At 44.2% G+C, this 26,501-nt stretch carries 24 protein-coding genes and 1 pseudogene; 21 read left to right on the top strand and 4 right to left on the bottom strand.

What is annotated here, in order from left to right; translation table 11 throughout:
- Positions 1-225 precede the first annotated feature (225 nt).
- The 13 genes and pseudogenes from NOM01_RS15550 (at position 226) to NOM01_RS15490 (ending at position 12,695) form a co-directional block, all read left to right on the top strand.
- Positions 226-1,164, top strand: a complete 939-nt coding sequence (locus NOM01_RS15550) for a diacylglycerol kinase (RefSeq protein WP_255749465.1) — start codon at positions 226-228, stop codon at positions 1,162-1,164.
- Positions 1,165-1,224: 60 nt separating this feature from the next.
- Positions 1,225-1,395 (top strand): hypothetical protein, encoded by a 171-nt coding sequence (locus NOM01_RS15545; protein ID WP_255749463.1) that lies wholly within the window; start codon positions 1,225-1,227, stop codon positions 1,393-1,395.
- A gap of 24 nt (positions 1,396-1,419) precedes the next feature.
- Positions 1,420-2,799, top strand: coding sequence for a 23S rRNA (uracil(1939)-C(5))-methyltransferase RlmD (rlmD, locus tag NOM01_RS15540; protein ID WP_255749461.1), 1,380 nt, complete (start codon positions 1,420-1,422; stop codon positions 2,797-2,799).
- 393 nt (positions 2,800-3,192) lie between these two features.
- Positions 3,193-3,396: a helix-turn-helix domain-containing protein gene (locus NOM01_RS15535; RefSeq protein WP_255749485.1), complete on the top strand. Its 204-nt coding sequence runs from the start codon at positions 3,193-3,195 to the stop codon at positions 3,394-3,396.
- A 251-nt stretch (positions 3,397-3,647) separates the two neighbouring features.
- Positions 3,648-4,883, top strand: coding sequence for a DNA-methyltransferase (locus NOM01_RS15530; RefSeq protein WP_255749459.1), 1,236 nt, complete (start codon positions 3,648-3,650; stop codon positions 4,881-4,883).
- A complete protein-coding gene (locus NOM01_RS15525; protein WP_255749457.1) occupies positions 4,880-5,431 on the top strand; it encodes a hypothetical protein in 552 nt (183 codons plus the stop codon). The genes NOM01_RS15530 and NOM01_RS15525 overlap by 4 nt, the downstream gene beginning before the upstream one ends.
- Positions 5,412-7,547: a DEAD/DEAH box helicase family protein gene (locus NOM01_RS15520; protein WP_255749455.1), complete on the top strand. Its 2,136-nt coding sequence runs from the start codon at positions 5,412-5,414 to the stop codon at positions 7,545-7,547. Before NOM01_RS15525 ends, NOM01_RS15520 begins: the two co-directional genes overlap by 20 nt.
- Entirely contained in the window at positions 7,522-7,725 is a 204-nt protein-coding gene (locus tag NOM01_RS15515) for a DNA modification system-associated small protein (RefSeq protein WP_255749453.1), read from the top strand. The genes NOM01_RS15520 and NOM01_RS15515 overlap by 26 nt, the downstream gene beginning before the upstream one ends.
- Complete coding sequence (locus tag NOM01_RS15510) at positions 7,726-9,720, top strand: AAA family ATPase (RefSeq protein WP_255749451.1); 1,995 nt, start codon at positions 7,726-7,728, stop codon at positions 9,718-9,720.
- Between the two features lie 12 nt (positions 9,721-9,732).
- Positions 9,733-10,110, top strand: coding sequence for a hypothetical protein (locus NOM01_RS15505; protein WP_255749449.1), 378 nt, complete (start codon positions 9,733-9,735; stop codon positions 10,108-10,110).
- 10 nt (positions 10,111-10,120) lie between these two features.
- Positions 10,121-11,824, top strand: coding sequence for a sigma-70 family RNA polymerase sigma factor (locus NOM01_RS15500; RefSeq protein WP_255749447.1), 1,704 nt, complete (start codon positions 10,121-10,123; stop codon positions 11,822-11,824).
- 66 nt (positions 11,825-11,890) lie between these two features.
- Positions 11,891-12,181: pseudogene (locus NOM01_RS17320) on the top strand (transposase); the annotation flags it as partial.
- A 22-nt stretch (positions 12,182-12,203) separates the two neighbouring features.
- On the top strand, positions 12,204-12,695 hold the full coding sequence (locus tag NOM01_RS15490; protein ID WP_255749444.1) for a hypothetical protein: 492 nt from the start codon (positions 12,204-12,206) through the stop codon (positions 12,693-12,695).
- Between the two features lie 106 nt (positions 12,696-12,801).
- On the opposite strand, the gene NOM01_RS15485 is transcribed toward NOM01_RS15490, so the two are convergent.
- Positions 12,802-13,746 carry an NAD(P)-dependent oxidoreductase gene (locus NOM01_RS15485; protein WP_255749442.1) on the bottom strand — a complete coding sequence of 315 codons (945 nt, stop codon included), beginning with the start codon at positions 13,744-13,746 and terminating at the stop codon, positions 12,802-12,804.
- Between the two features lie 440 nt (positions 13,747-14,186).
- On the opposite strand from NOM01_RS15485, the gene NOM01_RS15480 reads away from it, so the two are divergent.
- Positions 14,187-14,537, top strand: coding sequence for a DUF2200 domain-containing protein (locus tag NOM01_RS15480; RefSeq protein ID WP_255749440.1), 351 nt, complete (start codon positions 14,187-14,189; stop codon positions 14,535-14,537).
- 142 nt (positions 14,538-14,679) lie between these two features.
- Complete coding sequence (locus NOM01_RS15475) at positions 14,680-15,639, top strand: tRNA dihydrouridine synthase (RefSeq protein ID WP_255749438.1); 960 nt, start codon at positions 14,680-14,682, stop codon at positions 15,637-15,639.
- 154 nt (positions 15,640-15,793) lie between these two features.
- Here NOM01_RS15475 and NOM01_RS15470 read toward each other — a convergent pair whose 3' ends face one another.
- The 3 genes from NOM01_RS15470 to NOM01_RS15460 form a co-directional block, all read right to left on the bottom strand.
- A complete protein-coding gene (locus tag NOM01_RS15470; protein ID WP_255749436.1) occupies positions 15,794-16,111 on the bottom strand; it encodes a type II toxin-antitoxin system RelE/ParE family toxin in 318 nt (105 codons plus the stop codon).
- Positions 16,108-16,413, bottom strand: coding sequence for a type II toxin-antitoxin system RelB/DinJ family antitoxin (locus NOM01_RS15465; protein ID WP_255749434.1), 306 nt, complete (start codon positions 16,411-16,413; stop codon positions 16,108-16,110). The genes NOM01_RS15470 and NOM01_RS15465 overlap by 4 nt, the downstream gene beginning before the upstream one ends.
- 341 nt (positions 16,414-16,754) lie before the next feature.
- The gene (locus NOM01_RS15460; RefSeq protein ID WP_255749432.1) at positions 16,755-18,182 is read right to left on the bottom strand and encodes an IS5 family transposase; all 1,428 of its coding nucleotides are present in this window, start codon (positions 18,180-18,182) and stop codon (positions 16,755-16,757) included.
- A 271-nt stretch (positions 18,183-18,453) separates the two neighbouring features.
- Here NOM01_RS15460 and NOM01_RS15455 point away from each other — a divergent pair, with 271 nt between their 5' ends.
- The 6 genes from NOM01_RS15455 to NOM01_RS15430 all read left to right on the top strand — a co-directional run bounded on the left by NOM01_RS15455 (position 18,454) and on the right by NOM01_RS15430 (position 26,418).
- A complete protein-coding gene (locus NOM01_RS15455) occupies positions 18,454-18,897 on the top strand; it encodes a MarR family winged helix-turn-helix transcriptional regulator (protein ID WP_255749431.1) in 444 nt (147 codons plus the stop codon).
- A 14-nt stretch (positions 18,898-18,911) separates the two neighbouring features.
- Positions 18,912-19,820, top strand: a complete 909-nt coding sequence (locus NOM01_RS15450; protein WP_255749429.1) for a cation transporter — start codon at positions 18,912-18,914, stop codon at positions 19,818-19,820.
- Between the two features lie 41 nt (positions 19,821-19,861).
- Entirely contained in the window at positions 19,862-20,809 is a 948-nt protein-coding gene (locus NOM01_RS15445; RefSeq protein ID WP_255749427.1) for a dimethylarginine dimethylaminohydrolase family protein, read from the top strand.
- A 336-nt stretch (positions 20,810-21,145) separates the two neighbouring features.
- Positions 21,146-23,758 (top strand): phosphoenolpyruvate synthase, encoded by a 2,613-nt coding sequence (gene ppsA, locus NOM01_RS15440; RefSeq protein WP_255749425.1) that lies wholly within the window; start codon positions 21,146-21,148, stop codon positions 23,756-23,758.
- A gap of 265 nt (positions 23,759-24,023) precedes the next feature.
- On the top strand, positions 24,024-25,775 hold the full coding sequence (locus NOM01_RS15435; RefSeq protein WP_255749423.1) for a copper resistance CopC/CopD family protein: 1,752 nt from the start codon (positions 24,024-24,026) through the stop codon (positions 25,773-25,775).
- Positions 25,776-25,806: 31 nt separating this feature from the next.
- Positions 25,807-26,418: a YcnI family copper-binding membrane protein gene (locus NOM01_RS15430; protein ID WP_255749421.1), complete on the top strand. Its 612-nt coding sequence runs from the start codon at positions 25,807-25,809 to the stop codon at positions 26,416-26,418.
- Positions 26,419-26,501 lie beyond the last annotated feature (83 nt).

Below are 26,501 nucleotides of genomic sequence, written 5' to 3'. Positions count from 1 at the left end.
GAGCCGACATGAGAAGGCCCCTTTTGTACTATAAGTATATAAAATTCAAGGAAAATAGTATAAGCGGTCCGGCAAAACGCCGCGTCCTGCGGCTCACCGGACACTAGGCCATCCATGGCCGTCGCAACTAAGACTTCGCCTTTGTCAGAGGTTTGGCGAAGCCAAGTTTTCTAATGTTTCTGTTCAATGGAAAATCTTCATATAGAGATTGATTGGGTGATAATCATGAAAAAGGCAAGAATCATTTATAATCCTACATCAGGTCGAGAGCTGGCGAAAAAGAACATTGCCTATATCCTTGACCGGCTTGAAGATGCGGGATATGAAGCGTCTGCCTACGCGACCAAACGGGAGGAAGATGCAACCAAGGCTGCGCGTAAAGCGGTCAAACGAAAATTTGATCTCGTTGTCGCGGCTGGCGGCGACGGCACCATTAATGAAGTGATCAGCGGACTTGCGGAAAAGGAATACCGTCCGAAGCTCGGAATCCTGCCCTTGGGAACAACCAACGATTTTGCACGAGCCATCGGTATTCCGCGCGATATCGTCAAAGCCTGCGACGTGCTGTGCAATGGCCATGAAATGCCGATTGATATCGGGAAAGTCAACGATCGCTATTTCGTGAACATCGCCGGCGGCGGCAGGTTGACAGAATTGACCTATGACGTACCGAGCAAACTGAAAACAATGATTGGTCAATTAGCCTATTTTATTAAAGGAATTGAGATGCTTCCATCAATCCGACCGATAAAAGTGAAAATTGATTATGACGACCGGACCTTTGAAGGCGACATCATGCTCTTCCTCGTTTCCAACAGTAATTCAGTCGGCGGATTTGAAAAATTAGCGCCTAATGCCAAGCTGAATGACGGACTCTTTGATCTGATTATTTTGAAGGCGGCGAATCTCGCGGAATTTATCCGCCTTGCATCTATGGCGATTCGCGGCGAGCACATGAAAGATCCGAAAGTTATTTACGCACAGGCAAGCCGAATCAAAATCGAATCAGAAGAAAAGATGCAGCTCAATATCGACGGCGAATACGGCGGCGACCTTCCCGGCGAGATCGTCAATCTTTATCACCATCTCCATTTGATGGTGCCAAAAGAAACTGAGGATGCGCACCTCCTCGAAACTGAGCAGGAAATCAAGCAACTTCAATAAAACAGGAGCCATGAACTGTTCAAGGTTCATGGCATTTTTTAATTTTAAAGCGGTGTTCCTGTGTTTTCCCATAAGGAACTAGGCAAACCAGTCGATAAAACTGCAAAAGTGACCGATAAAATCGGAGAAGTGACCGATAAAATTGCAAAAGTGACCGATAAAATCGGAGAAGTGACCGATAAAATTGCAAAAGTGACTGATAAAATCATAAAACTGACCGATAAACTATAGATCATAACAAGTAGGAGTTTGCAAATGTCCGAATCCAACGTACCAGTAGCGAAAAATCAACAACTTGAGGTAACCTTCACCGACCTAACCCAAGATGGGTCCGGCGTTGCCAAGGTTGACGGTTATACTTTGTTCATTCCCGGCGGATTGCCAGGTGAAAAAGCAAAGATTCAAGTGATCAAAACGAAAAAAGGCTACGGTTACGGCCGATTGCTCGAACTGACCGAGACCAGTGACCGCCGTGCCGAACCACCATGCCCCTATTATGATCAATGCGGCGGCTGTGCGATTCAGCACATCAGCGCGGAAGGCCAGCTCGCTTACAAACGAGAGATCGTCCAGAACGCACTGGAACGGATCGGCGGTTTGAGCGACATCACCGTCGAGCCAACGCTAGGCATGGACGAGCCGTGGAGCTACCGCAACAAGATACAGGTTCCGGTCGCCCAGCAAAATGGGAAATTTGCCTTTGGTTTTTACAAGAAACGCAGCCACGATATCGTCACCATGGATCATTGCATGATCACCGATCCGCTTATCGATGAAATCGTACAAACTGCCCGCCAAGTTGCTGAAGAAAACGGACTTACACCGTATGATGAAGTGAAAAATCGCGGTGTGCTGCGCCACGTGATGGCTCGCGTTGGCAAGAAAACCGGCGAGATCATGGTTGTCTTTGTCACGCGCACGGACGAATTGCCATTCCGCAAACTGTTAATCAAAGCCTTGACCGAGTGTTACCCGCAAATAAAGTCAATTGCGCAGAACATCAATTCAAGGCGTACCAACGCGATTTTTGGCAACACAACCAAAACACTCTGGGGACGCGACGTCATCTATGACCAAATCGGCGACGTCACCTTCGCCATTTCGGCGCGATCATTTTTCCAAGTCAACCCGAGCCAGACCGAAGTGCTCTACGGCAAAGCATTGGAATACGCCGAACTGACCGGAAAAGAAACGGTGATTGATGCCTACTGCGGCATCGGCACGATTTCTCTTTTCCTTGCCAAACAAGCGAAGCATGTCTACGGCGTTGAAATTGTTCCTGAAGCTATCGAAGATGCAAAAAAGAACGCAGAGCTTAATAAGATCACCAACGCCACATTCGAAGTTGGTAAATCGGAAGATGTGATTCCTGCATGGCGCGATCAAGGTATTGAGCCGGATGTTATTGTTGTTGATCCGCCACGCAAAGGCTGCGATGCGTCACTAATCGACACCATGATCGCCATGCAGCCGGAGCGGATCGTCTACGTTTCATGCAACCCTGCGACACTCGCGCGTGATCTTAAGCTGCTCACTGCAGGCGAGTATAAGGTTAAAAAAGTGCAGCCCGTTGATATGTTCCCGCAGACGATGCATGTGGAGTGCGTGGTATTGCTACAACGAGCAGATATGTAGAAATCCTTGATTTCAAGCACGCTTTTTCAAGCATTTTGTCTTTACGGATGAGGGCGATAATATGCGGAATAAAATGATAAAAAACCATATCAAGGTTTCGGCGGTTGTTCCTCTGGAGTGTGGAGAATACAAGAGAATAGAATTTATGAAGAAAAGTACTGATTGAAAGCGATTTCGTCTTCATGTTCAGAAGTGAGCTTCTATTTGAGGAAGTCCCAGGCGACATCCTCGAGCTGGTCGCCATGCCTGTCCGTTTCAAAAATATCAAACATATAAAAATCGAGATTTCTCATCAAAAAATCATGCGTATGTAAAGAAAAAAGTTTATTTACGTCGGATATATATGGTATAATATTATCCGATGCAAACTCTATATGGCAGGAGTAGGTGAAAATGGCGATTAGCTATAAAAAATTATGGAAACTTTTAATTGACAAAGATATGAAAAAAAAGGATCTGCAGAAAGCCGCCGGAATCAGTTCCGCATCGATTACAAAACTCGCAAAAAACGAGAATGTTAACACAGAAATATTACAAAAAATTTGCATGGCTTTGGATTGCGATATAGCGGATATTATGGAGATGATAACTGATTGATATGGAAGATTTAGTAGGGAACACTCTATCCCAAGACTGAAAAAAGGCGTAAGGGGTCTGAATGTTAAACTTACAACGCTGGTTTATGAGCGACTTGAAAAATTTTGTAGTAGTAGGTCAGGAGTATCGAAAACTGTTGCTGCCGAGAAAATCTTCTCGCAGTTTTTTGATACATATTTTGACATGCTAGAGTCCAAACGGAAAATCTTTCAGGATTCCAAGGAAGACTGATAGAAGGGATAATCAGATTTATGGGTGAATTTATTCGCGGAGAATGTTTGGAAGAAATGAAAAAGATGCCGGATGAAAGCATTGATTTCATCTTTACATCTCCGCCGTATGCAGATCAGATAAAAGATTACGGTGCGACAGGGGCAAAAATTAAACCAGAACAGTTTGATAACTGGTTCATTCCACGCGCTAAGGAAATGCTTCGTATCCTGAAGCCGATAGGCGGCTTCGTCTTGAATATAAATGATAAGCTTGACGGCAAGTTCCAGAGTACATTTGTGTTTAAGCTGGTTGTGCTGCTGGTGGAACAGGTGGGTTTTCATCTGGTCAGGGATTATATCTGGTATAATCCTGCTACCCCACCGAACGTATTTTCCAGGGGTACGATGGGGAGGACAAAAAAGTCACATGAGTACTGCCTTTGGTTCAGTAAGTCAGATACGTGGACATTTAATATGGATGCGATCCGTAAGCCATACAGTGATCGTATGATGAATTTATTCCGAGCAGAACCGATGGGTGACAGGAATGCAAATTTCAGGCCGAGTAGACACAGCTTTGATTTAAGTCATACGTGGAAAGACAACGGCGGTGCCGATCCGGGTACAGTTCTGACGATTAGCAATACAAGCAGTAACGATACTTTTCATCGTTTGTGCAAGCAGTTCGGTATCGGTCATCCAGCTCGGTTCCCTGAGGCTTTGGTGGATTTCTTTGTCAAGGCAGGCACAAATGAGGGTGATGTTGTCCTCGATCCATTTGCTGGCTCTGGTACGACTGCTGTCGTTGCAGAAAGACTCGGACGGAATTTCAAGTGTATTGAAATTAATCCGGATTATTGTGATATGGCCAAGAAATGGTATGAGGTAGAATTCTCCTGCGACGATATATACAAGAAAAACATGGAACGTTTCTGTGGTGAGATGTTGCCGAAATGCCATTGGAACCTGTTGCCGTTCGGATTCCTTTATGATTTGTATGAAGCATGGTTCCCTACCGTAGGTTTGTACGAAAAGCCTCAGTCCAAGAAAGCATTTATTGAACGCATCGTTTCGTTTCTGGGGGATAAGGGTGGATGGTCTGTTGAAGATCGATATCTAAATGTCGATGAAAGTAACATGCCGATGCCGGAACCGCTGATTGCAAAGTATCATCTGAAGAGTTGGATGAATAAGGATTATCAGGGTGATAATCTTGATAATATCTGTAGTCCTGTGGTCCAGACCAAGTATAAGGGGATATTAAGGGAGACATGAGTAGACGACTGACGCAACGGGAACTGCATCTGTTGTTTCTGCATGATATCGGTGAATGTGCACGGGATGTTAAGGATAATGGAGGAAAACCGCTCAGCTTGCGGCTTTCCTATCCATTCAACCGGGATTTAAATGTGTATATTTTCAACTGCACCGCTCCGCCGGGGGGAAGATCGATCGATGAGTTCAAGGTCCAACTGATCCTGGATGGACAGAAGCGCGGCGTCCGGGGCAAGTTTGATACTTCCGATGGCAGGACAACCCTGATTGTTGGCTATGCCACCCCGTTCACGGATATGGACGAAGGTATTTGGGTGTTGTTTGAACTGGATAAACACATGGAATTTGCATATTCCACAAACATCCAGGTATATTTAAGGCAGATGCTATGCGCTTTGGAAGAAAATGTATATGTCTGCCAGAAGCATAACAACGAAATTCTGATTCTTTCACAAAGGCAACACCTGATAGAGGCTCTGCAGAAGCGGTTTGATATTGATCTACAAATCATGCTTGAGAAGGCTGAACATGGGATTAAGGGAACATAATTTCAGACCAGATTTCAATAAGAACGACCATGACATTGCGGAGGAGTTCTATCTTCCGGCCATGCGGAGTAGCGTCCGGTATGATCGAATCTCTGGATATTTCGGAAGCACCATTTATATTCTCGCATGGTCGACTTTACAGGAGTTCGTTACAAATGGCGGAAAGATGAGGATTATCTGCTCCCCATGCATTTCGGATGCTGATAAAGAGGCGATGACGGAAGGATATTCTGCAAAGAACGACTCAATTATACAAGAGTCGCTTTCGAAGGAGCTGAACCAACTGTTTGCTTTGGATTCGCTGTCGAAACCAGCAAGAGCTTTAGCTGGGCTTATAGCAGAGGGCATTCTTGATATTAAGATTGCCGTGCCTAAGAGCGGCATGGAGGCGGATTTGGAACGGTTGTTTCATGACAAGGTAGGCATTTTCACAGATGAACAGGGGGATGCTGTCGGTTTTCGGGGCTCCATGAATGAAACGTTCCAGGGGTTGTCTGATGGGGGAAACCTAGAATCAATAGACGTATTTCCAAGCTGGGTTGATTCACGAGACTCGTTTCGTGTACAGAGCGCTTCGGAGTATTTTGAGCGGTTATGGAACGAATCCGAATGTCATGTTTTTGTGTACAAGTTTCCTGAAGCACTCCGAAGGAAGCTGATTGAAAAAAGCAATGGTTATGACTGGAAAATACTGTCAAGCGAAATTTCAACCAGTATTTCTCTTGCCAAGAAATGGTCTCCGAATAAGCGTAATGCGTCGAGGTCTCCGAGGCCGCATCAATTGGAGGCGCTGGAAAATTGGGTAAAGCATAATCGTGTCGGCATTTTGGAGCATGCTACCGGCAGTGGAAAAACATTTACAGCTATCTGTGCTATCCGTGATGCATTAGACAGGGGGAAGTCTGTGCTTGTGCTTGTTCCGTCTAAGGAGTTGCTTTGCCAGTGGAAAACGGAGATTGAGAATTCTATACAGGATATGCATGTGAGTTATCTTCTGTGCGGCGACGGTTTCAATTCCTGGAAGGACAACAATACACTACAGCTATGGACCCGTCCAAGCGACACGCTGAAAAAGATTACTATTGCAATCATAGATACAGCGTGCAACGATCAGTTTGTCCACAGTGTTGTATCGGGAAATCATTTACTTCTGGTAGCTGATGAAGTGCACCGCATAGGAAGCCCGGCCAGACAGAACATATTGAATATCAATGCAAAGGAAAGACTGGGACTTTCCGCAACGCCGATCCGTTCCGGAGATCCAAAAGGCACGTATGCAATTTTTACTTACTTTGGAGGAATTGTGCCGCCAGTGTTTTCACTGGAAGACGCAATAAAATCAAATGTTCTAACAAAATACTACTATCATCCGCTGCAGGTGCATTTGTCTCCGGATGAGCAGAAACACTGGCAGTCACTAACGAAGCAAATCAATAAGATGATAGCTATGTACGGTAAACCGGGGCAGTCTGTAGGAAGTATTATCTCTGCGCATCCCCGCTTGCAGATGAAGATTCTGGAACGAGCGCGTGTTGTGAAGCAGGCTGAAAACAAGATTTCACTTGCAGTAAGGGTGGTCAAACAATATTATGATCCGGGGCAGAGGTGGATTATTTATTGTGATAACCAGGCTCAGCTCGGCAGCGTTCTGTCCGCTCTTCTGTGCCATGGATATGATGCATATGAGTACCATTCCGATATGGACGGTGACCGTACGGAGACACTGAAGTATTTTGGCTTGAACGGAGGAATACTGGTGTCAATCCGATGTCTTGATGAAGGTGTAGATATTCCTTCAACAACACATGCGCTGATACTTGCTTCATCGAAGAACCCGAGGGAATTTATTCAGCGCCGTGGGCGTATCCTCAGAAAATTTCCGGGAAAGCATTTTGCACAGCTTTATGATGCTATCGTTGTGCCGGATAGGTTGTATAATGATAACAGCGGTTCTATTGTGGAGGCAGAACTGTCACGTGCTATTCAGTTCGGTGAATGGGCTGAAAATCCGTCCTGTGTGTCGGATCTTCGGATTATTGCACGCAGGTATGGCATCAATTATCAGAAATTTAAAGACGGAGGAATTGAAGATGACGACGAGACAGAGTCTGAATGAGTTGCTGGCGGTCTTGGAAGAAATACGCAGCAATGATTATCCAGATGTGCCAAAGGAACTGATTGAGAAGATTGCCATGTCTCAGTACGATAATCAAGATGCTCGCAATAAAGCTAGGTCGGAAACGATGTCGATTCTTGCGGATTACGTCAACAGAACTGGCGGATTGGAGGCATAAATGTTACATTTCGATAAGATGACATTGCGGGATTTCGGCCCGTATAAAGGTGAACAGACGATAGACTTTTCTGACAGGAGTGGTGTCAGTATCATTTGGGGCAACAATGGTCGCGGTAAGACGACATTGCTTAATGCGCTCCGCTATGGTTTGTTCGGTGTGATTCAGCGTAGGAACGGTATCCTTAAAAATCTGAGTGAAATGGGAAATAAGGAAGCTGTTCAGGAAGGAAGGTACGGCTTCACGGTTATCCTCGACATGACAAATGACGGGGATACATATAAGCTGACCCGGCAGTTGAAACTTCGTCCCGGGATTGTGAAACCGTCTGGTGAAGAGGATTATGAAAAGGTTCTGTTTCTGGAAAGAGATGGGTCTATCCTCTCCCCGGAAGACCGGAATCATGAGCTGAATGTCATTATGCCTGAGCAGGTAGCAAGATTTTTCCTGTTCGACGCAGAACTCCTGCAGGAGTATGAGGAACTGCTTGAGACGAATACATCCGATGGAGAGCAGATAAAGAATTCGATTGAAAAGATCCTTGGTGTGCCTGTCCTTCAGAACGGTGTAGTAGATGTTGAGGACTGCCTGTCAAACTATGAGAAGCAAAAATCGCGTGCTGCCCGTGCTGATGATAAGACGGTGCAACTTGGTCAGGAAATGGAGAACCTGACTGCAAATATCGAAGAACATCAGAATATCATCAAAGAAAAACAGGCTGAGCTGAGTGACCTAATCCGTAAGAAAAGTGTCTTGGAAGGTCGAATGGCTGATACGGATAAGCTGCGCAACTGGATTGTGCAGAGGAACGAAGCACAGAAGAGTCAGGAAAAACATGAAGATGAACTGGAAACCGTTCAGTCTAAAATCCGGGATTTGATGAAAAATGCATGGAGGGGCATGTTGTTGACAACAGTCAGGGATCTTCGTGAGAAGATTGAAGCTGAAGAATATGCTCTCGATGCAAAGAAACAAAAACGCACTGTTGCAGATCGGTTCATTATGGAGATGAAGAAGGCGATCAGTGAAAGAACATGCCCTATCTGCGGGCAGGAGGTTTCCGGTGATATCGTCGAGCATCTCCGAGCAAAGATCAATGAGTCAACGAATGAGTATGTCGGTCTGTCAGAGGAAGAACGGCAGAGGCTTTATGACCTGCAAAACCAGATGCTTGCTATCCGGCAGCTATCTGCTGATGTCTCTGACGTGAGACAGGGCGTAGCACATCTAGAGAACCGCAGGGATGAGCTGCAGATTGCCATCAGTGAATGCCGTCAGCAGATCGAAGAACTGCATGATAACATCAAGCGTTACGGTGAAGACGCCGAGGAAGCAGATGTCCTTAGTATTTCTAGAGAACACTCTGATGTGGAACAGACAATTCGTGATGTGCGCCGTGGTATTGAGGATGAAAATAAGAAACTCACAGAGCTGAAAATGAATAAAGAGCGGGTTGCTGCGACGATTGATAAAATGGCAGGCGGCACGGATTATCGCTTGGCAAGCAGAAAATACGAGCTGTGTGAGCATGTGTTTCGTATATTTGAAAAGAGCAAAACCCGCTACCGTGAGCGCCTGAAAGAGAACGTTGAAAAGGATGCCACTGCTCTGTTTGTGCAACTGACGGGGGATAAGGATTATATTGGTCTGAAAATCAATGATAATTACGGCCTTGAGATTATCCATAAGTCAGGACGCACCGTTCCAAGCCGATCTTCCGGCTATGAGCATATTGTTGCTTTGTCGCTGATCGGAGCGCTTCATAAGAATGCACCGCTGCGTGGACCGATTATCATGGACTCTCCGTTTGGCCGGCTGGATCCAACTCATAAGGCGAACATCGTCCGGACGCTTCCGGGCATGGCAGAACAGTCCATGTTACTGGCATATATAGGAGAAATTGATGAGCAGGTTGCACGGTTTGAACTTGGTAGCCATCTCATTCACGAGTATAAGCTAGAACGTGTATCTTCCATGCATACAGAGATTGTGTAAGGAGGTAGGAACATGGCAGAAAGTATAAAAACTATAGTTTTATCTGGTCAGGCACAGGCGGTAGCGAAACAGATGAACGACAGCGGGACTTTTCCCGATTCCCTCTCCGCTGCAAAATTCGGTATGGCTTATGCCATCAAATATTATTGGGACGCCGTGAATACTTCAGATAAGCTGAATCATTTGAATGGTGTATATGATTCCAAGGGAAGTACTTACAACATCGGTTCGCTTGATCCAGATAATTATGTTCTGCAATTGATGGAAGCTCTTTATCCCGACAGCGATACTCCGTACACATTCACACGCGTATTGATATGTTTCGGTTTGAACAAACTTGGTGATTTGCTGGAGGAAGGAAGGCTTTTTCCTATAAACAAAGTGATGTGAGGTAAGTAGCATGTCAGAAGTTTCGTACGCTCTGCGCGAGGATTCAAGCTCTATATATCTTTTGGAAGATGCTGGTCGGTGCTACGGGCGCTATTGCCAGGTAACTGTGTTCGGAAGAAACCTTGTGAGGCCAGAGTTCTTCCGCCAATATCTATTCTTCGCTTCATATACCGGAAATAATGGTAAATACCGTGGAACCGTGACAAAGGTCCAGATGTCTTTGGAGGATAATGAGCGGGGTCCGGCGTATGATTATGTGGCAATGATAGATTCAGAGGTGGAGTTTAAGATAGCCCCATCGGTGATACGGCAGCTCAGCCGAGATCATATGCCTGCCTGGGGCGTGAAATCCTATCTAGATTATTTTTCGGATCGGAAAAGTGGGATACTACTTTTCCTACGTGTCTATAAGGTTAATCAGGCGGTGGATCCGTCGTATCTTGAAAAAGGCAGTAAGGGAAGCTCCCAAATTCTAAAAATATACGACTCGTATGAAAATGAAGTGTCATTGAGAGTGGACGGCATGGCTCCCGTCATTTCCGACAACAAGTTTTCTTATATCAAGGATGAAATTATTCATCTTCTGAAGGTAGAGAACGCATTTATTGCCGAGTACGACAGTACGGATAGTGGACTTCAGAGCCTTCGGGAACGTGTTGAGGCAGATAGGCTGATTCATGGTACACATCAGCGATGGGAAAATAGGCATCTACAGTGGACTGAGGAAGGTTATGATGTCTACGGCGATTTCGATATGGCACAGCTCGATTATGAAAAGATTTATCGGGAAGTGCTGGAAATTTGTCCAGGCATGGAACCGGTCATTGACTATGTGAGGAATATCCAGGCGGCTCGGCTCGGTGAATATGATTATTTGCTGAAAGATGTGCATGAGCATAATGAGAACGAGCAGGCATCTGCGCTACGTATTTTTAATATGAGTGTCCGGGCTGCCGTGAAGAATGCCCTGTATTATTATCAAAAACAAGGTCTAGATTTGGAGGATGCATTCCAGGTCGCCTGTATAGGTATTATCACAGCAATACAAAAGCATAGTGACAGTGTTAAAGGATTGTTCCCTTCGTATGCGTCCATGTGGATGATCCAGACAATGGGCAGAGAGATGCCTATCTATCAGCATAACTTTCGACTTCCAGTACATTATAAGGACTATGTTGCTCAGACCTTGCGACAGTTAGAGGCACAGATCGGAGAGTCCGATGTCATGGAGATGGATTTTGAAGAGATATACCGTCTTTTGCTCGCATATACAGAGTGTGATGAGGATAAGGCAGTTCAAATGGCATCCGTTCTAGTGCCTGCTGAGAGTGTCGAAAACATGATTAATGATTCCCAAAAGAAAATATATTTGGTTGATGATAGTGATTATATCAGCGAGATGGAGCAAGATTTTGCATTGGAACCAGTAAGGGACAGCTTTAAAATTCTTTCTGAGCGTGAGAAGAATGTCATTATTCATAGGTTTGGTTTTGATGGCTTCCCTGAGGTATCGTTAGAAGAAATTGGGAATATGTACGGCATTACAAGGGAACGCGTACGGCAGATTGAGTTCAAAGCAGAGTGGAAAATCTTGTCACATTTGATGCGGATACATTATGTAACAAGGGTACAGTACAATACGCTTTTAGATAATAGGTTCGAAAAAATGAAACAAAAAATGGAACGTAAATCTAGAAAAACGATGCCATCATAAAGTTCAGAAGAAGTCGAGCGCTGCGCCAAGATTTGGAAATGGTTGCAAACGAGCGGCGTCAGCAGCATGGACGACATCCAGAACCCCTTCAAGGAAACCATTGCCGAGTTCATGGAAAACGGTCTATGCGGAACTCGGGTACAAGCAAGTAGACTACCCCGGAACAAAAATACGGAAAACAGCCAGAACGGGCACAGCGGCAGGACGTTGCGCATCAGCTTCAGCAACGTGGACGTAGCCGTACCCGGGGACAGCGGTGAGCAGTTCGAACCGCAGCTTTTGAAAAGGAACCAGATCAGCGTCAGTCAGGATATCGAAGAAAAAATCTTGTCCATGTACGCCAAAGGGATGACCAACGGGGACATCGAAGCCCATATCCGTGATATCTTGGCTTGGAAGTCTCCGACACCACGGTCAACATCACCGATGGGATCTGCCCATCGCAAAGGTATGGCAGCAGACCCCACTGGAGAGCGTCTACGCGGTGGTATTTCTGGACGTCATCCACTACCACATTCGCAGCGAGGGACAGATCGTTAAGAAAGCCGGTTCTAAATTTAAATTGAAAATGCTTGGCGAGGCATTGGCATGGGAGTATCTTCGCAATGTCGGCATTGATGGTGCAAAACCAGATGTCCATTTATGTAGATTTCTTTCTGGAAGCAGAATGGGAAACGGTAATCACACACCAGCAACCACAAAAGAGGTGTATGATTCTGTTCTTGAACTTTCAAAGGCCACAAAACTATCAATGACTGCAATAGATAATTACATATGGAGTTACTGTGCAGACGGATATGGTGAGGTTTGTACATCGGAGACACACTGCAGTATTTGCGAGATAAGACAGCATTGCAATTATATAAAATAAGTTGATGAAATGGCACACCTCTCAGTTATGGCATCATCGGAATCCGCAAAAATATCCGTGCGATACCCTAAAAGTAATTATAATGGAAAAAACCTGTTCTTATTTATTATAACTGATTGAGCTTGCTTACAGGCTCTTCACCATTCGCTACACGTTGTATATTATTCACGAAGAAATCATATCTTTTTTTGTGGAATTTGAGGCCGTCAGGCATGCCTGCAGTATGGGGAGTAAGGATCACATTACTCAGATTCCGGAGCTCACTGTCCATTGGAAGCGGTTCGGACTCAAATACATCCAGGCATGCGCCTGAAATGTCCCTGTTTTTTAATGCATCTGTCAAGTCCCGTTCATTGACAATTCCGCCGCGGGCCGTATTGATAAATAGTGCGGTATTCTTCATTTTCTTGAATACCGCTTTGTTGATCAGCTGTTTGGTTTGCTGATTCAGGGGCATATGGACACTTACAATGTCCGATGCGCTTACAAGATGATCGAAATCCGTCATTTTCACAAAACCGTCAGAGTGTGCAGCGGCATGTCTAGCATAAGCAAGCACATTCATATCAAAAACTCTGCAAAACTCAGCTACTTTTTTACCGACGGCGCCAAAGCCGATAATCCCAATTGTTTTGCCCTTTAATTCACTACCTGTATAGTCCAATTGATGCTCATCCATCCTATTTTTCATGAAAGCGTCAAGGAACGGTATGTTTTTATAATAAGACAATATCAGTGCCATTACGTGCTCCGCCACTGCCTGTGCATTCACTCCTGCAGCATTGGCCGCCCAAATGCCGAACTGTGTGCAGGCATCGATATCTACGTTATCAAACCCTGCACCCGTCTGTACCAATTTTAATTTTTTTGCTCTAGAAAGCAGGGCGTGATCCACTTTAATATGTTCAGGTATGATCACCTGACAATCTTCAATATGATGCAGCATCTCTTTTCCGGGTGGGACAATGACAATATCCCAGTCTTTTGGAAAATGTCTTGCAATCGTTGATTTTGAGGCCTCGGCAAAATCGCCGACGATGAGAATCTTCATTTTTAAATCACCTTTCATGCTCAATATCATGCTTCGAAGAAAACACAGTTGATGCTTGAAATGACAAGCTCGGCATCCTTCTCCATCCTATACTCAGAGAGCAATCTCGGAATTTTTTTATATTTTGCTATACTATACTTAGTTCTTCTTATTGCCGAATATTTTTGCTGGAGTTTCTACACTTTTGCCTTAAATGCAGCACTTAAATTTTCTTAGTTCATAGGTAATAAACTCTCTATTTCTTGTGAATTAATTATATCAGGTTAAATATCTTTTCACCAAATCGTATTCGTTCAATATTTATGAATGCCTAATATGCCAATGAATGATTCAAATGAATATTTTTTAATAGAGGCATGTACGCCTTACTGTTCAAGGTTAAGGTTCGTATCACCTGCATAATGCAGTATGAAACAACCAGCAAAAAGGAGTGACACTTTATGAAAAATGAGCGTGTGTATAAGATGGCGTTTTCGAGAGTTTATCCGCTGCTCGTCCAAAAGGCGGAGCGTAAAGGGCGCACCAAATCTGAGGTTGATGCTGTGATTTGTTGGCTTACGGGTTATGATGATTCCGGCCTGCAAGCACAACTTGTGAAGAATAACGATTACGAAACCTTCTTTAGTGAAGCCCCGCAGATAAATCCGAACGCCGCCAAAATAACTGGTGTAATTTGCGGGCACCGCGTCGAGGAAATCGAAGAGCCACTTATGCAGAAAATCAGGTGGCTTGACAAACTGGTGGACGAATTGGCAAAAGGCAAACGCATGGAGAAGATCTTGAAAAGTTGAAAGTGAATGGCTAAAAAACTTTGCAAAATGCTTGGTGACAAAGATAAGTTTGATTTAAACTAATTAAGCATGCAAAAAAGCAATTTTGGGGATAAAGTTTTTTGATTTGGTATCCCATAATGAAAGGATTTGAATTTTAACGATGATTGATAATTTTTGGCGTGATTTACCACGTCCTTTTTTTATATTGGCACCGATGGAAGAGGTTACGGATGTTGTTTTCCGCCATGTAGTGAGTGCGGCTGCCAAGCCTGATGTGTTTTTTACAGAGTTTACAAACACAGATAGTTATTGCCACCCAGAGGGAATCCAAAGTGTGCGGGGACGTTTAACTTTTACGGAGGATGAACAGCCGCTTGTTGCCCAAATATGGGGGGATAAGCCAGAACATTTTCAGCAAATGAGTATGGGTCTAGCGAAGCAAGGATTTCGTGGTGTGGATATCAATATGGGTTGCCCAGTGCCTAATGTGACGGCGAATGGAAAGGGAAGCGGCCTGATCCTGCGCCCCGAAGTTGCAGCAGATATCATCCAAGCAACAAAGGCAGGGGGCTTACCCGTAAGCGTGAAGACAAGGCTCGGTTACTCGGATGTTGACGAATGGCACGACTGGCTGACACACATATTGAAACAAGACATTGCTAATCTGACCATTCATCTGCGTACAAGAAAGGAAATGAGCAAAGTAGATGCCCATTGGGAACTAATCCCGGAGATCAAGAAACTTCGTGACCAGTTGGCACCGGATACGCTTTTGACGATCAATGGCGACGTCCATGACCGGCAAACCGGCTTAAAGCTCGCTGATCAATATGGCATTGATGGGCTGATGATTGGGCGCGGTATTTTTGCGAATCCATTTGCCTTTGAAAAAGAGCAGAAAGATCATAACAGTAAGGAGCTGCTTGATCTCTTAAGGCTGCATCTCGATCTCCATGATCGCTATTCGGAAGCATTAGAGTTGCGTCCGTTTACAGCGCTTCATCGCTTTTTTAAGATCTATGTCCGTGGTTTTCGCGGGGCAAGTGAATTAAGAAATCAACTGATGAGCACAAAGTCAACAGATGAAGCTCGTGCATTGCTTGATCGCTTTGATCAGTAATAAGACACATTAGTTTAATTTAGGGTTGGGTAGAAGATTTGTTCGGATCATCGTGGTATCTAGAGAACGAAAAGCGTAGATAATTACGGTGAAAGGCTTTCATATGCTCACGGCTTATCCATTTGATCTCCGTTTCACCGTTATTTTCTTTTACTTACCGTAGCTGTGTCTCATAATCACGCCCGCTATACATGATACGAATGATAACCACGGTTTTCAGCGGTTCCACTGTCAGATAAAAGACAAGATATTTATCCACGGGTAGGACGCGAAGACCTTTACTATGCCATGGCTCCTTATCATAAAGGGAAAAACGAAACGGCATCTCATTCAGTTTAGAAGCTGCGTGCATTATACGTTGAGTTTGTTCTTTCGCAATTTCCGGATTCAGCAATGAGAGGGCGATATACTTATAAATGCTGTCTAGGTCTCGTTCCGCATGCTCGGTATATACAATCTTCCACAGATTCATTTGTCATAATCCTGCCGCATCCTCTCGGCGACGCGGTTAGCCGGTGTAATTCTCCCGGCTGTCAGATCGGCTAAACCTTTTTCAATTTCATCGTTGAATGTCTTTTCATTGAGAGATCCGAAAGTGAGTGGCTTGTTTTCGGACAGCTTTATATCGAAGGGAATTCCGCGCTGTAGCACGACCTGACGCAGGAAAAGACTGATCGCGTTAGACATGGGAATACCGAGCTGCTTCAAAACCTGCTCAGCCTGCTCCTTAATTTCAGGTTCAACGCGTGCGAAAATATTTGATGTTCTTGTCATTCGAAACACCTCCTATACCAAAATTATATTCGATTGTATTGCGATGTGCAATCATAGTGCAAATGTCGCTGCTGCTATTTGCTGTATCAACGAGGTATTGCCGTCTATGTCGAAAAGGGAAAGTAAAGATTTGCTTTTCCCATTTGTTTTGCAATAACAGCCATTCTATATCCGTTTTCTCGAATGGCAATTAACGAAGTGGTTATTCGACCGACGGATCAAGCCTGACATTGGCAAAATTTTAACAGTTTGCTCCAGAGCCCTATTAATCAGGTTCTGGAGCTTTTTCGTTCTTTTAAGATAAGCAGGCAAATCTTAGACCCTACCTAGTGGGTGCTGAATTAGGTGAGTAAAAATTCGGCGTCTTCGCTTGATTTATAGCGAATCGTTAGGTATGTATCCTTGATTTGTACGACAAGTAAAAGGGCAAAAGAAAAAAGGCGTAAGACCGTATCGATGTTTGCCATCGTAATGCCCATATCAATGGTGACGGCAATGGTATCCTTTGTTTTGGCGCGCACTAAGCCAAGGCTGCACTTTTGTTTGATAAAAGCAAAGCTGCGCTCAATTTGCCCGCGGCGATTCTCCGCATCACGCGCTGCTGCGTTCTCGGCGCGTCGTTGCTTTTCGTCGACGTTCTTGGGTTTGCGCCCGAGTTTGGGTCCTATAATCGTCATGCCTCGCTCTTTGGCAAACGCGATGTTTTCCCGATTGCGGTACAGCTTGTCGGCCAGCACTTCGTCGGGGTAATAACCGTGCTGCTCTTTATACCGCTCAACGGCCTTTTGAAAGTCGGTACTTTCATTAAACGCGTTGAAATCGACCCGTTCGATGTCGAGGATCCCATCCTGAATGGAGACATCGATTTTGGGACCAAACTCGGTATTTTGTTTCGCCTTGCCTCGTTTGATCGGGCGCACATACGGCTGGGCCAGACTGACAATCCGATGGTCCACTCGGTGGGTCTTCGTCCGATACATGAACTCCTGTTGCGTAAACAGTTCCTGGATGGTAACCAGTCGGCTCAGTTGCTTCTCTGTCAATTGTCCCCCTTGTGCCTGAAGCTCGCCGACATAACGCAAATCACGTCGCACGTACTGCAGTTGCGCTTTGATTTGTTGGCGCGTTTCCTTAGCCGTGCGACGCGGCTTCTTGGTGAACGTGACATAGGTTTTATGCGCTTCCCGTTTGTAGGTCCGCGGAATGGGAACGTGGAGCTGATGCGCTAGTTCCGTAATGAACGTTTCAAGGAACGTGCGCGCCTGGTTGAGTAAGGAATAGTCTTGTGGAAAGCGGATATGAACGGGCGTGACCGTAGCGTCAAGGATCATCGTCTTCTGCTCGTCGCCCAGGCTGTCTTGAAGCTGGATTTTACACCAGCCTCCGATCATCGTACGCAACCGAGAACTGATCGGTGCGATCCGTTTCCGGAAATGCGTGAGGGCGGACGGATTGAACGGCACTTTGACTGTGTACGTGGGACACCCCATGAAGTACTGATAGGCCGGAGTATCCCGAATGGCCTTGACCAAATCAGCGTCGGAAAGACCGGTGGATTGCTTAATGAGCTGTGCCCCATAAAAAAGTCGGAAGGGTTTGCCCGCTCGGCCAAGTGGAGACGGAAAAACTTCACGATAGATAGTCTCCATCTCGGTCCACGGCAGTTGATCTGCAAGTTGCACCCATTTATTGTCCGGACTTAAAGAGACACCTAGCCCCTGTCCGAAAGATTCTATAGAAAGTTGAACTGTTTTCGTCCGATAAACCATCCCAAGCACCTCATTCATTGAAAAATGCACGGGAAATCGCGTCAGAGTGCGTGATCCCATGCATTTATTATACACTAAATGTGTGTGTAATTGTTTACTGTAAGGTGTTTTAGAATTACTAAGTATCCACTACCTAAGACTTGCCTGCTTATTTCTCTTTTTACTAATAGATCAGTTTATTGATCTAATGAGAGTATTATGCTAATATAGTTATGCAATTATAATTATATAATTATAACTATAATTGCCTAATTAAAAGGATGTGATAAACGTGGGACTTTCTCAGGCAATTGACCGATTATACTATAACGTTGTGTTAAATGAGCTGGACATGATGAACGGGTCATCGCAATTTCCCAACATTACGTACAATAGCTTGCTTTATCTGGATTTAATCTCGATGACAGAAAACTGTACCGTCAGCCACCTCGCAAACATTCTGCACGTTGCAAAGTCGTCTGTAACCTTGAAGGTCAATGAATTGATGAAGCAGGGACTGGTACAAAAAAGGCAAAGCCAAGAGGACCGGCGTATTCACTATTTGAGTGTTTCTCCTGAGATTTACGAAGAGTATAAGCATTTTGACCGGGTAACACAGTTGGCAATCCAAAAGCTGGAGGCAGAATATTCACCGGAAGAAATCCGTCTTCTTAGCAAGATGCTGCACAAATTCAGTGACTTTTATGCCAATGAGCAGGAACCTGGCGGAAAGTAGGTGATTCACAAGAAATGAATACTAAAGCAAAAGAACAAAAAGCTCTGATTGTAGGTGCTATCACCTATTCCATTATGGGCTTGAGCAGCTTGGCGGTCTATTACATGACTAAAATTGAAGCGATGTTTCTTGATGCGTCATTTGTTTTACTTACAGTAGTGTCGACGATTTGCGCGACGCTTATTTCAAAGTATAGCGTTAAAAAAAGTGATCGCTTTCCTCTGGGTTTGTTTGTTCTGGAGCCGATTTATGCTCTCATTAGATCACTGTTGATTCTTTCTCTTACTGTTTTTGCATGCATCAATGTAAGCCAGTCAGCATGGAACTATTTCATTTATGGAAAGGGCAAAGTCATCAATGTTCTTCCAATCATTCCCTATGAAATTTTAGCCGTTGTCCTCTGTGGTTTTTTATATTTCTTTTACATGAGAAAAAACAGACAGCTCAATAATGTCAGCACCATGTTGAGTGCAGAGTCAAAGACTACTCTATTGGATGGAACGATGTGTGCCGGTATTGGTCTGCTTGCCGTGTTGCTCTCTTTTATTGATAAAAACAGCCCATTGTCATTTTTACTCTATACCGGGGATTTCTTTATAACTATTACTTTATCTCTGGCCGTGGTGAAAGCGCCGTTTAAGGTATTAAAACTAAGCTTTATTGAAATTGCGAATGGGACGATTGCAGATCAGGCGCTCAAGAACAAAATCGAAAGAACGATCCAAACCTATTTGCCGCAGGAAGTTTCTAAAGATACACGCTGTCTCATTTTTAAAGTTGGCATGAGCTTTCGTGTTAGGATTGCAGTCAATGCTCAGAACATGGAAATTGACAGGCAGGTGCTGTTACAAAGTGCGAAACGCATTCAACAGATCCTTTCAGAGGAATATGGCCATGCAGATGTCCAATTAATCGATCCATAATGTAAACAATGTCCAATCATTTAAAAATAGGAGGTTTTTTTATGCCGAACATACATATCGTCAATGAATATGATCCATTAAAAACCGTTGTTTTAGGAATTGCCGATAAGCTGTATTTTCCGGGAACGCATGATATTGAGATGGAGGATGAAAGTGCATGGTGGAAAAAACTGCTGAACGTTTTGATTTATCGCAATTTGGAGCGAAAGCGGGTTCCGTCTTTTCTTGAGAAAAAGTTCCAAAAAGAACTAAGAAATTTTGAACAGGTACTTAAAACCCAAGGAATTGAGGTCATCCATTTGGACGAAGTCGTTCCGTTGGAAAACGAGTCATCTGGTTTAGGACAAATGTATGCTCGGGATGCGGTGTTCTGCGTTGGGGAAAACATGATTGCAGGAAATCTACAAATTGAAATGAGAAAAAAGGAACGTCGCGGCTTTGAATCGATCTTTTCAAAGTATGATGACGGCACTCATGTGCAGAAGCTTGATCCACAAGGTTCCGCTTTTTTGGAAGGCGGGGATGTTATGGTCGATTATCCTTACGTATATGTCGGCATTGGAAAGTACGCCAGCAATATGGAGGGAGCAGAGTGGCTCCAGAAATTCTTGGGCAGCGAAGTCAAGGTGGTTCCAGTACATTTGAAAAATGAGGGGATCTTGCATTTGGATTGCTGCATGACGATCATTGGAGAGAAAACCGGTATTATCCATCGTCCTTCTCTGGAAGACCCACTACCCTATCCTTTGAATACCTACGATTTTATTGAGGTAGACAGCAAGGTGCGTCACGAGATGGGGACAAACGTCCTTGTCCTGGCGCCGGATCAGGTTGTGGTTCAAAAACGCCATAAAGACTTGCAAAAAGAATTGCAGGACAGAGGATATGAGGTTTTTCCACTGGATTTCACGTGGCATACGCGCTTGGACGGAGCATTTCGCTGCACCACCTGTCCTGTTGTCAGAGAAAATACACCAAAACAAAAATAAACAGAGGTCGTTAACCGCTGAAACCATTATTTGATAGAAGCATCGTTTTCATTACAAAGAAGAGCGCTTTGGTTGTTTCGTTTCACCAAAGCGCTCTTTTTTACTTTTTATACTATAAGCAAGTTCAAAATTCAGTGGAGTATAGATAGTGCAACCTTTGCAACGGTTAGTGCTTTTAATGTCGATCTCCCCACAATAATTATAACATATAAAAAATCGTAAATGCAGACTGTTTGTTCGCATTTTCCAATGCTATAATGCAATAGCTCGTTACGGTGACGGGCTTTGAGGCATGATCACGGAGTGTAAAAAAGCATTTCCAAGGGAGGAAAGTGCATGAACTCTTATGTACTCAGGTTTAGGGAGATTGACAGAACAAAACTCATGGTTGTTGGTGGTAAAGGTGCTAATCTTGGTGAACTTTTCAAGATTGAAGGGATACGTGTACCTGATGGTTTTTGTATTTCTACTGAAGCCTTTAAAAGAATCATTGAGGGAACAATGTCGATTAACGAGTTGCTTGATCAGTTATCGCTTCTAAAGATAGAAGACCGAGATAAAATCGGTGAACTGAGCAGTGAGATTCGCAACGCCATCGAGGAGACAGCCATACCTGAAGTCATTGATGAAGAGATCACCCGTCTCCTTTTAAAACTTGGAGAAAGAAATGCCTATGCCGTACGATCCAGCGCAACGGCAGAGGATTTACCGACCGCGTCCTTTGCCGGTCAGCAAGATACGTATTTGAACGTGATGGGAAAGCAGGAAATCCTAAGAGCGATCAGCAAGTGCTGGGCATCGCTATTTACTGAGAGGGCAATAACGTACCGCCTTCAAAACGGTTTTGACCATCGTAAAGTCCACCTGTCTGTGGTTGTTCAGAAGATGGTCTTCCCGCTGGCTTCAGGAATTTTGTTTACCGCTGATCCTGTCACTTCTAATAGGAACGTGCTGTCCATTGATGCCAGTTTCGGACTTGGTGAGGCTTTGGTTTCCGGCCTGGTGAATGCTGATCACTATAAAGTGCGTAACAGCAAGGTTATTGATAAGAAGATATCCGCCAAGAAGCTGGCTATGTATGCCTTAAAGGACGGTGGGACGAAAGAACGGGAGATCCCGCCGGAACGGCAGAATAGACAAGTACTGACGGATGAACAGATTTTGCAGCTTGAGCGCATGGGCAGAACGATTGAAGAACATTTCGAACGCCCTCAGGACATTGAATGGTGCTTGGCTGACCATACATTTTATGTTGTCCAGAGTCGGCCGATCACGACATTATACCCGATCCCTGAAGTAAATGATCAGGAAAATCATGTCTATGTATCGGTTGGGCATCAACAAATGATGACCGATGCCATGAAACCATTGGGCTTGTCTTTTTACCTGCTCATTACTCCTGCACCGATGCGTAAAGCCGGTGGGAGATTGTTTGTTGATGTCACACAAATGCTGGCATCGCCTGACAGCAGAAAAGGACTGCTCGATTCCATGGGACAACATGATCCGCTTATGAAAGACGCACTTATGACCATAATTGAGCGGGGAGATTTTATAAAATCGTTACCGAATGATAACAAAGAGCAGAACCCAAGTAAAAGCAATAAGAAGACATCCGCGGATGCTCAAGCACCAGTCGCAATTGATCCGAGAATCGTTTCTGATTTGATTAAGGCTAGCCAAAAATCCGTAGAGGATTTAAAGCAAAACATCCAAACACAATCAGGATTAGGTTTACTTGATTTTATTCGAGAAGATATCCAAGAGCTGAAGAAGATCTTATTTGACCCACAAAGTACAGCTGTGTTTATGGCTGCTATAAATGCTTCATCATGGATCAATGAAAAAATGAACACGTGGCTAGGTGAAAAAAACGCAGCAGATCCGCTTTCGCAATCGGTACCAAACAATATTACTTCGGAAATGGGTCTGGCGCTATTGGATGTCGCCGATGTGATTCGTCCTTATCCAGAAGTCATTGATTATTTACACCATGTCAAAAATGATTATTTTTTGGATGAACTGGTTACGGTTGATGGCGGGAAAAAAGCCAAGGACGCGATCTGCGCTTTTCTTAAAAAATATGGTATGAGATGCAGCGGAGAGATCGATATTACGAGAGTGCGTTGGAGTGAAAAGCCAACGACACTTGTCCCGATGATTCTCAGTAACATCAAAAACTTTGAGCCTAATGCCGGTAATCAAAAATTTGAGCAAGGGCGGCGCGCTGCTTTAAAAAAAGAACACGAGTTATTAAATCAGTTGAAGCAATTACCGGATGGTGAACAAAAAGCCAAAGAAACAAAACGAAAGATTGATCTAATCCGAAATTTCATCGGGTATCGTGAATATCCAAAATATGGTATTGTTAATCGTTACTTCGTTTATAAGCAGGCTTTACTAAAAGAAGCCGAACAACTCGTAAAAACTGGCATTATTCATGAAAAAGAAGATATATTCTACCTCACTTTTGAAGAGCTTCACGACGCTGTACGTTCAGATACATTGGATGACCAAATCATCAACAAACGAAAAGCCGAGTACACGTTCTACGAAAAACTAACACCTCCGCGTGTAATCACGTCTGATGGTGAAATAGTTACTGGCGCATACAAACGAGAAAATCTTCCAGCCGAAGCGATCGCAGGTCTGCCTGTTTCTTCCGGAGTTATCGAAGGGCGTGCGCGTGTCATCTTAAATATGAAAGATGCGAATCTAGAGGACGGGGATATATTAGTCACTTCTTTTACGGACCCTAGCTGGACACCATTATTTGTATCTATAAAAGGCTTGGTCACCGAAGTAGGCGGATTGATGACCCACGGCGCAGTGATCGCACGTGAATACGGCTTACCTGCGGTTGTCGGCGTAGAAAACGCAACCGAACGGATCAAAGATGGAGAACGAATTCGTGTGAATGGAACAGAAGGGTATGTGGAAATTCTATAGACGGACGGGTAAGCCCTTGTGAACAAAAATCAAGAGTAATAGAAGAACTTTTGGAGTGGCACTGATTAAAAACGGTGTCCTTTTTTATGTTCAGATGTGTAGAAATGATTTAAATATCCTGCAAGAAAAAGTACGTTGCTAAATACCAAGTAAAATGCTATGATTACTTTAAATTTTATTGTGAGGTCCATCACTCGACTGTTTATTTGCTAATGCATGAACCTTGGAGGACATCATTAATTTTCAATGAATGGATGGTTAAATGATGATGAAGCAAAACATTTGTGCTTTTATTGCTATTATTCTTTTTTCGCTGCTTTTCGCTCAGTTTTCGTCTGCACATGCCTATGTGATTAAGTCAAATCCGGGTCAGAACCAGCAGGCGAGTGCTGATTTTAAAACTGTTTCAATTCAATTCAGTGAGGAAATACAGCAGACCTTTTTGACCTTGCAGATTCTTGATAAAGATGGTCATCGTGTTGACACAAATCAAGCACATATCGATAAAAAGAATCCTGCTGTGCTCGTCAATAACGTGAAGAAAAAGCTTGCGGTCGGTTATTACACGATCAAGTGGAAGGTAATCTCTGCAGATGGTCATGCGGTTAACGGAACGATCGGTTTCAAGGTCGGTCAGCCTGCAAACCGTTCAACCGTTCCACAGACAGACAAAACGGGCAACGATTTACCCGGTGCGGATAATCTTGTGATAAGATGGCTGATTTATGGTGGCCTATCCTTTTACTTTGGATTCGTTGTCTTCCTTAAATTCCTTTATCCGGCACGTAGTCCGCTTATTTACAAGCGGAAATCAACACGTATTGCGCTGTGGATCTCCGGAGGAATTTTGCTTCTTGGTGTTTTCCTTGCCTTGCCGTTGCAGGTGACGAGTAACGCAGGTGTCAATTGGCTGCACGCATTTAATGGAGAAGCGCTGAGGACAACACTAGTTGCGACTTCGTTTGGACCGATATGGTTTCTGATGCTCGGTACCCTGCTTGCAAGTTTTGTGCTTCAATATGGGGTATCTCGAACGAGATCAGAGCAAACGGCAGACTACCTAATATGGGCACAGATTATCTTGCTGTTTTTGTTTTCTTTGTCAAAAGCTTTTCTGGGTCATGCGGGAGGGGTCCAGAATCAGGAGACAAGGCTGCTGGCTGTATTTGCTGATTTTCTGCATTTATCCGCCGCCGCGATCTGGCTCGGCTCATTATTCAGCCTTCTGTTCTTTTTACCGAGAGCAGTAAAAAAAGATTATCTGCCTGAACAGCAGAAAACTGCATACTGGCAAACGGTTCATCGCTTTTCACCTTTTGCAATCATTTTGGTTGGGGGGATCTTTTTGACCGGACTTATCGGCAGTCTGATTCACCTGCCGACATTCAGTGCTCTCTATACGTCCGCCTACGGCTGGATCATTCTCATTAAAGCCGTTCTGCTGGTGATCATGCTGCTGTTTGCCTTGTATTCCTATTTGCGCGGACAAAAACAGGGTGAATTTCTGAAAAAAAGTGTGTTGGGTGAGTTATTGATCGGTCTGGTTGTATTATTTGCTGCAGCAGTATTAGCCAATGTTTCTCCGCCTGTTCCTAAACAAGCCAAAGCTGACAGTACGTTCGAAGGGTTCAGCGCGAAGTTCAATCATGGAAAATCGACGAAAAACGAAAATCCGCCAACACAATTGACCGACCCAAATAAAACAACACGCGTGAAGGAAAAGAACTATGAGCTCACGCTGAGGGTCGAGCCCCTTAAACTCGGACCCAATACGCTTTATCTAGATGTTCTTGAAAATGGAAAACGTGCACGCAATCTGCAGCAGGCTGTCATAAAAATTCGTTGCATCGACATGGATATGGGAGAAACGAAAATCCAAGTTCCATTATCGAAGCTTGGAAAGGGTATCGTTGTCAAAGATGCGCTCGACATGAAGCACCGTTTTCTCATCAATGTCCATGTCCTCGACAAGAATTATCAGGTGATAGAGAGAAATTTCATTGCCAGTATTAAGTAATCGGATAATCAAAAACGGGGAGATATAAATAATGAAAAAGTTGACCAAAATCGTATCTGCATTCGTGTTGTCTCTTACACTTCTATTTGTTTTTCAAACGAACGCATCAGCGCACGTATCCGTTAAACCGTTTCAGTCGGTCGCAGGATCAAGCGAAACCTATACGGTAACCGTACCCACTGAAAAAAACATTCCGACTACAAAAGTGGCTGTGCGCATCCCGAATCATGTTGAATTTTTCAGCTATCAACCGGTGCCGGGCTGGACTACTGAAGTATCAAAGAATTCAAATGGACGCGTACAGACGGTCACTTGGACGACCAATGGTACGGGGATTGCACCCGGAGCGTTCCAGCAATTTCAATTCCGGGCACTGAATCCTAAAAAAGTCGGCAATTTAGCTTGGAATGCCTATCAAACCTATAAGGACGGCAGTATTGTTGAATGGACAGGCAGTGAAAGTACGGAAACGCCTCATGCGATCACAAAGATTATTCAGACCGCGGATGCAGCACAAGACGGCAGCGGTCAGACACTTCCGATCATTGCCATAGTACTTTCTGCAATTGCAATCGTTCTTTCCGTCTTTACACTCGTTACAATTCGAACGAAAAAAGACAAAATATCTTCTGATGCAAAGTAATTGACGAGTGCAGGTGCAGACCATAGAAAATGAATCTGCAACAAATAAAATCAGATTACATAGCCGCCTTCAACTGAAGGCGG

This window comes from Sporolactobacillus sp. STSJ-5, from assembly GCF_024385605.1.
Lineage (GTDB): Bacteria > Bacillota > Bacilli > Bacillales > Sporolactobacillaceae > Sporolactobacillus.
Note: the sequence above shows the minus strand (reverse complement) of the source record. Positions and strands in the feature narration are given on the sequence as shown.

Excerpts from the sequence above, each read along its gene's own strand:
- NOM01_RS15525 (WP_255749457.1), top strand. The coding sequence starts at position 4,880 with ATGAGTAGACGACTGACGCAACGGGAACTGCATCTGTTGTTTCTGCAT.
- NOM01_RS15480 (WP_255749440.1), top strand. The coding sequence starts at position 14,187 with ATGAAAAATGAGCGTGTGTATAAGATGGCGTTTTCGAGAGTTTATCCG.
- NOM01_RS15450 (WP_255749429.1), top strand. The coding sequence starts at position 18,912 with ATGAATACTAAAGCAAAAGAACAAAAAGCTCTGATTGTAGGTGCTATC.
- NOM01_RS15515 (WP_255749453.1), top strand. The coding sequence starts at position 7,522 with ATGACGACGAGACAGAGTCTGAATGAGTTGCTGGCGGTCTTGGAAGAA.
- ppsA (WP_255749425.1), top strand. The coding sequence starts at position 21,146 with ATGAACTCTTATGTACTCAGGTTTAGGGAGATTGACAGAACAAAACTC.
- NOM01_RS15520 (WP_255749455.1), top strand. The coding sequence starts at position 5,412 with ATGGGATTAAGGGAACATAATTTCAGACCAGATTTCAATAAGAACGAC.
- NOM01_RS15445 (WP_255749427.1), top strand. The coding sequence starts at position 19,862 with ATGCCGAACATACATATCGTCAATGAATATGATCCATTAAAAACCGTT.
- NOM01_RS15505 (WP_255749449.1), top strand. The coding sequence starts at position 9,733 with ATGGCAGAAAGTATAAAAACTATAGTTTTATCTGGTCAGGCACAGGCG.
- NOM01_RS15475 (WP_255749438.1), top strand. The coding sequence starts at position 14,680 with ATGATTGATAATTTTTGGCGTGATTTACCACGTCCTTTTTTTATATTG.
- NOM01_RS15435 (WP_255749423.1), top strand. The coding sequence starts at position 24,024 with ATGATGAAGCAAAACATTTGTGCTTTTATTGCTATTATTCTTTTTTCG.
- NOM01_RS15485 (WP_255749442.1), bottom strand. The coding sequence starts at position 13,746 with ATGAAGATTCTCATCGTCGGCGATTTTGCCGAGGCCTCAAAATCAACG.
- NOM01_RS15500 (WP_255749447.1), top strand. The coding sequence starts at position 10,121 with ATGTCAGAAGTTTCGTACGCTCTGCGCGAGGATTCAAGCTCTATATAT.
- NOM01_RS15510 (WP_255749451.1), top strand. The coding sequence starts at position 7,726 with ATGTTACATTTCGATAAGATGACATTGCGGGATTTCGGCCCGTATAAA.
- NOM01_RS15535 (WP_255749485.1), top strand. The coding sequence starts at position 3,193 with ATGGCGATTAGCTATAAAAAATTATGGAAACTTTTAATTGACAAAGAT.
- NOM01_RS15465 (WP_255749434.1), bottom strand. The coding sequence starts at position 16,413 with ATGACAAGAACATCAAATATTTTCGCACGCGTTGAACCTGAAATTAAG.
- NOM01_RS15470 (WP_255749436.1), bottom strand. The coding sequence starts at position 16,111 with ATGAATCTGTGGAAGATTGTATATACCGAGCATGCGGAACGAGACCTA.
- rlmD (WP_255749461.1), top strand. The coding sequence starts at position 1,420 with ATGTCCGAATCCAACGTACCAGTAGCGAAAAATCAACAACTTGAGGTA.
- NOM01_RS15430 (WP_255749421.1), top strand. The coding sequence starts at position 25,807 with ATGAAAAAGTTGACCAAAATCGTATCTGCATTCGTGTTGTCTCTTACA.
- NOM01_RS15550 (WP_255749465.1), top strand. The coding sequence starts at position 226 with ATGAAAAAGGCAAGAATCATTTATAATCCTACATCAGGTCGAGAGCTG.
- NOM01_RS15530 (WP_255749459.1), top strand. The coding sequence starts at position 3,648 with ATGGGTGAATTTATTCGCGGAGAATGTTTGGAAGAAATGAAAAAGATG.
- NOM01_RS15460 (WP_255749432.1), bottom strand. The coding sequence starts at position 18,182 with ATGGTTTATCGGACGAAAACAGTTCAACTTTCTATAGAATCTTTCGGA.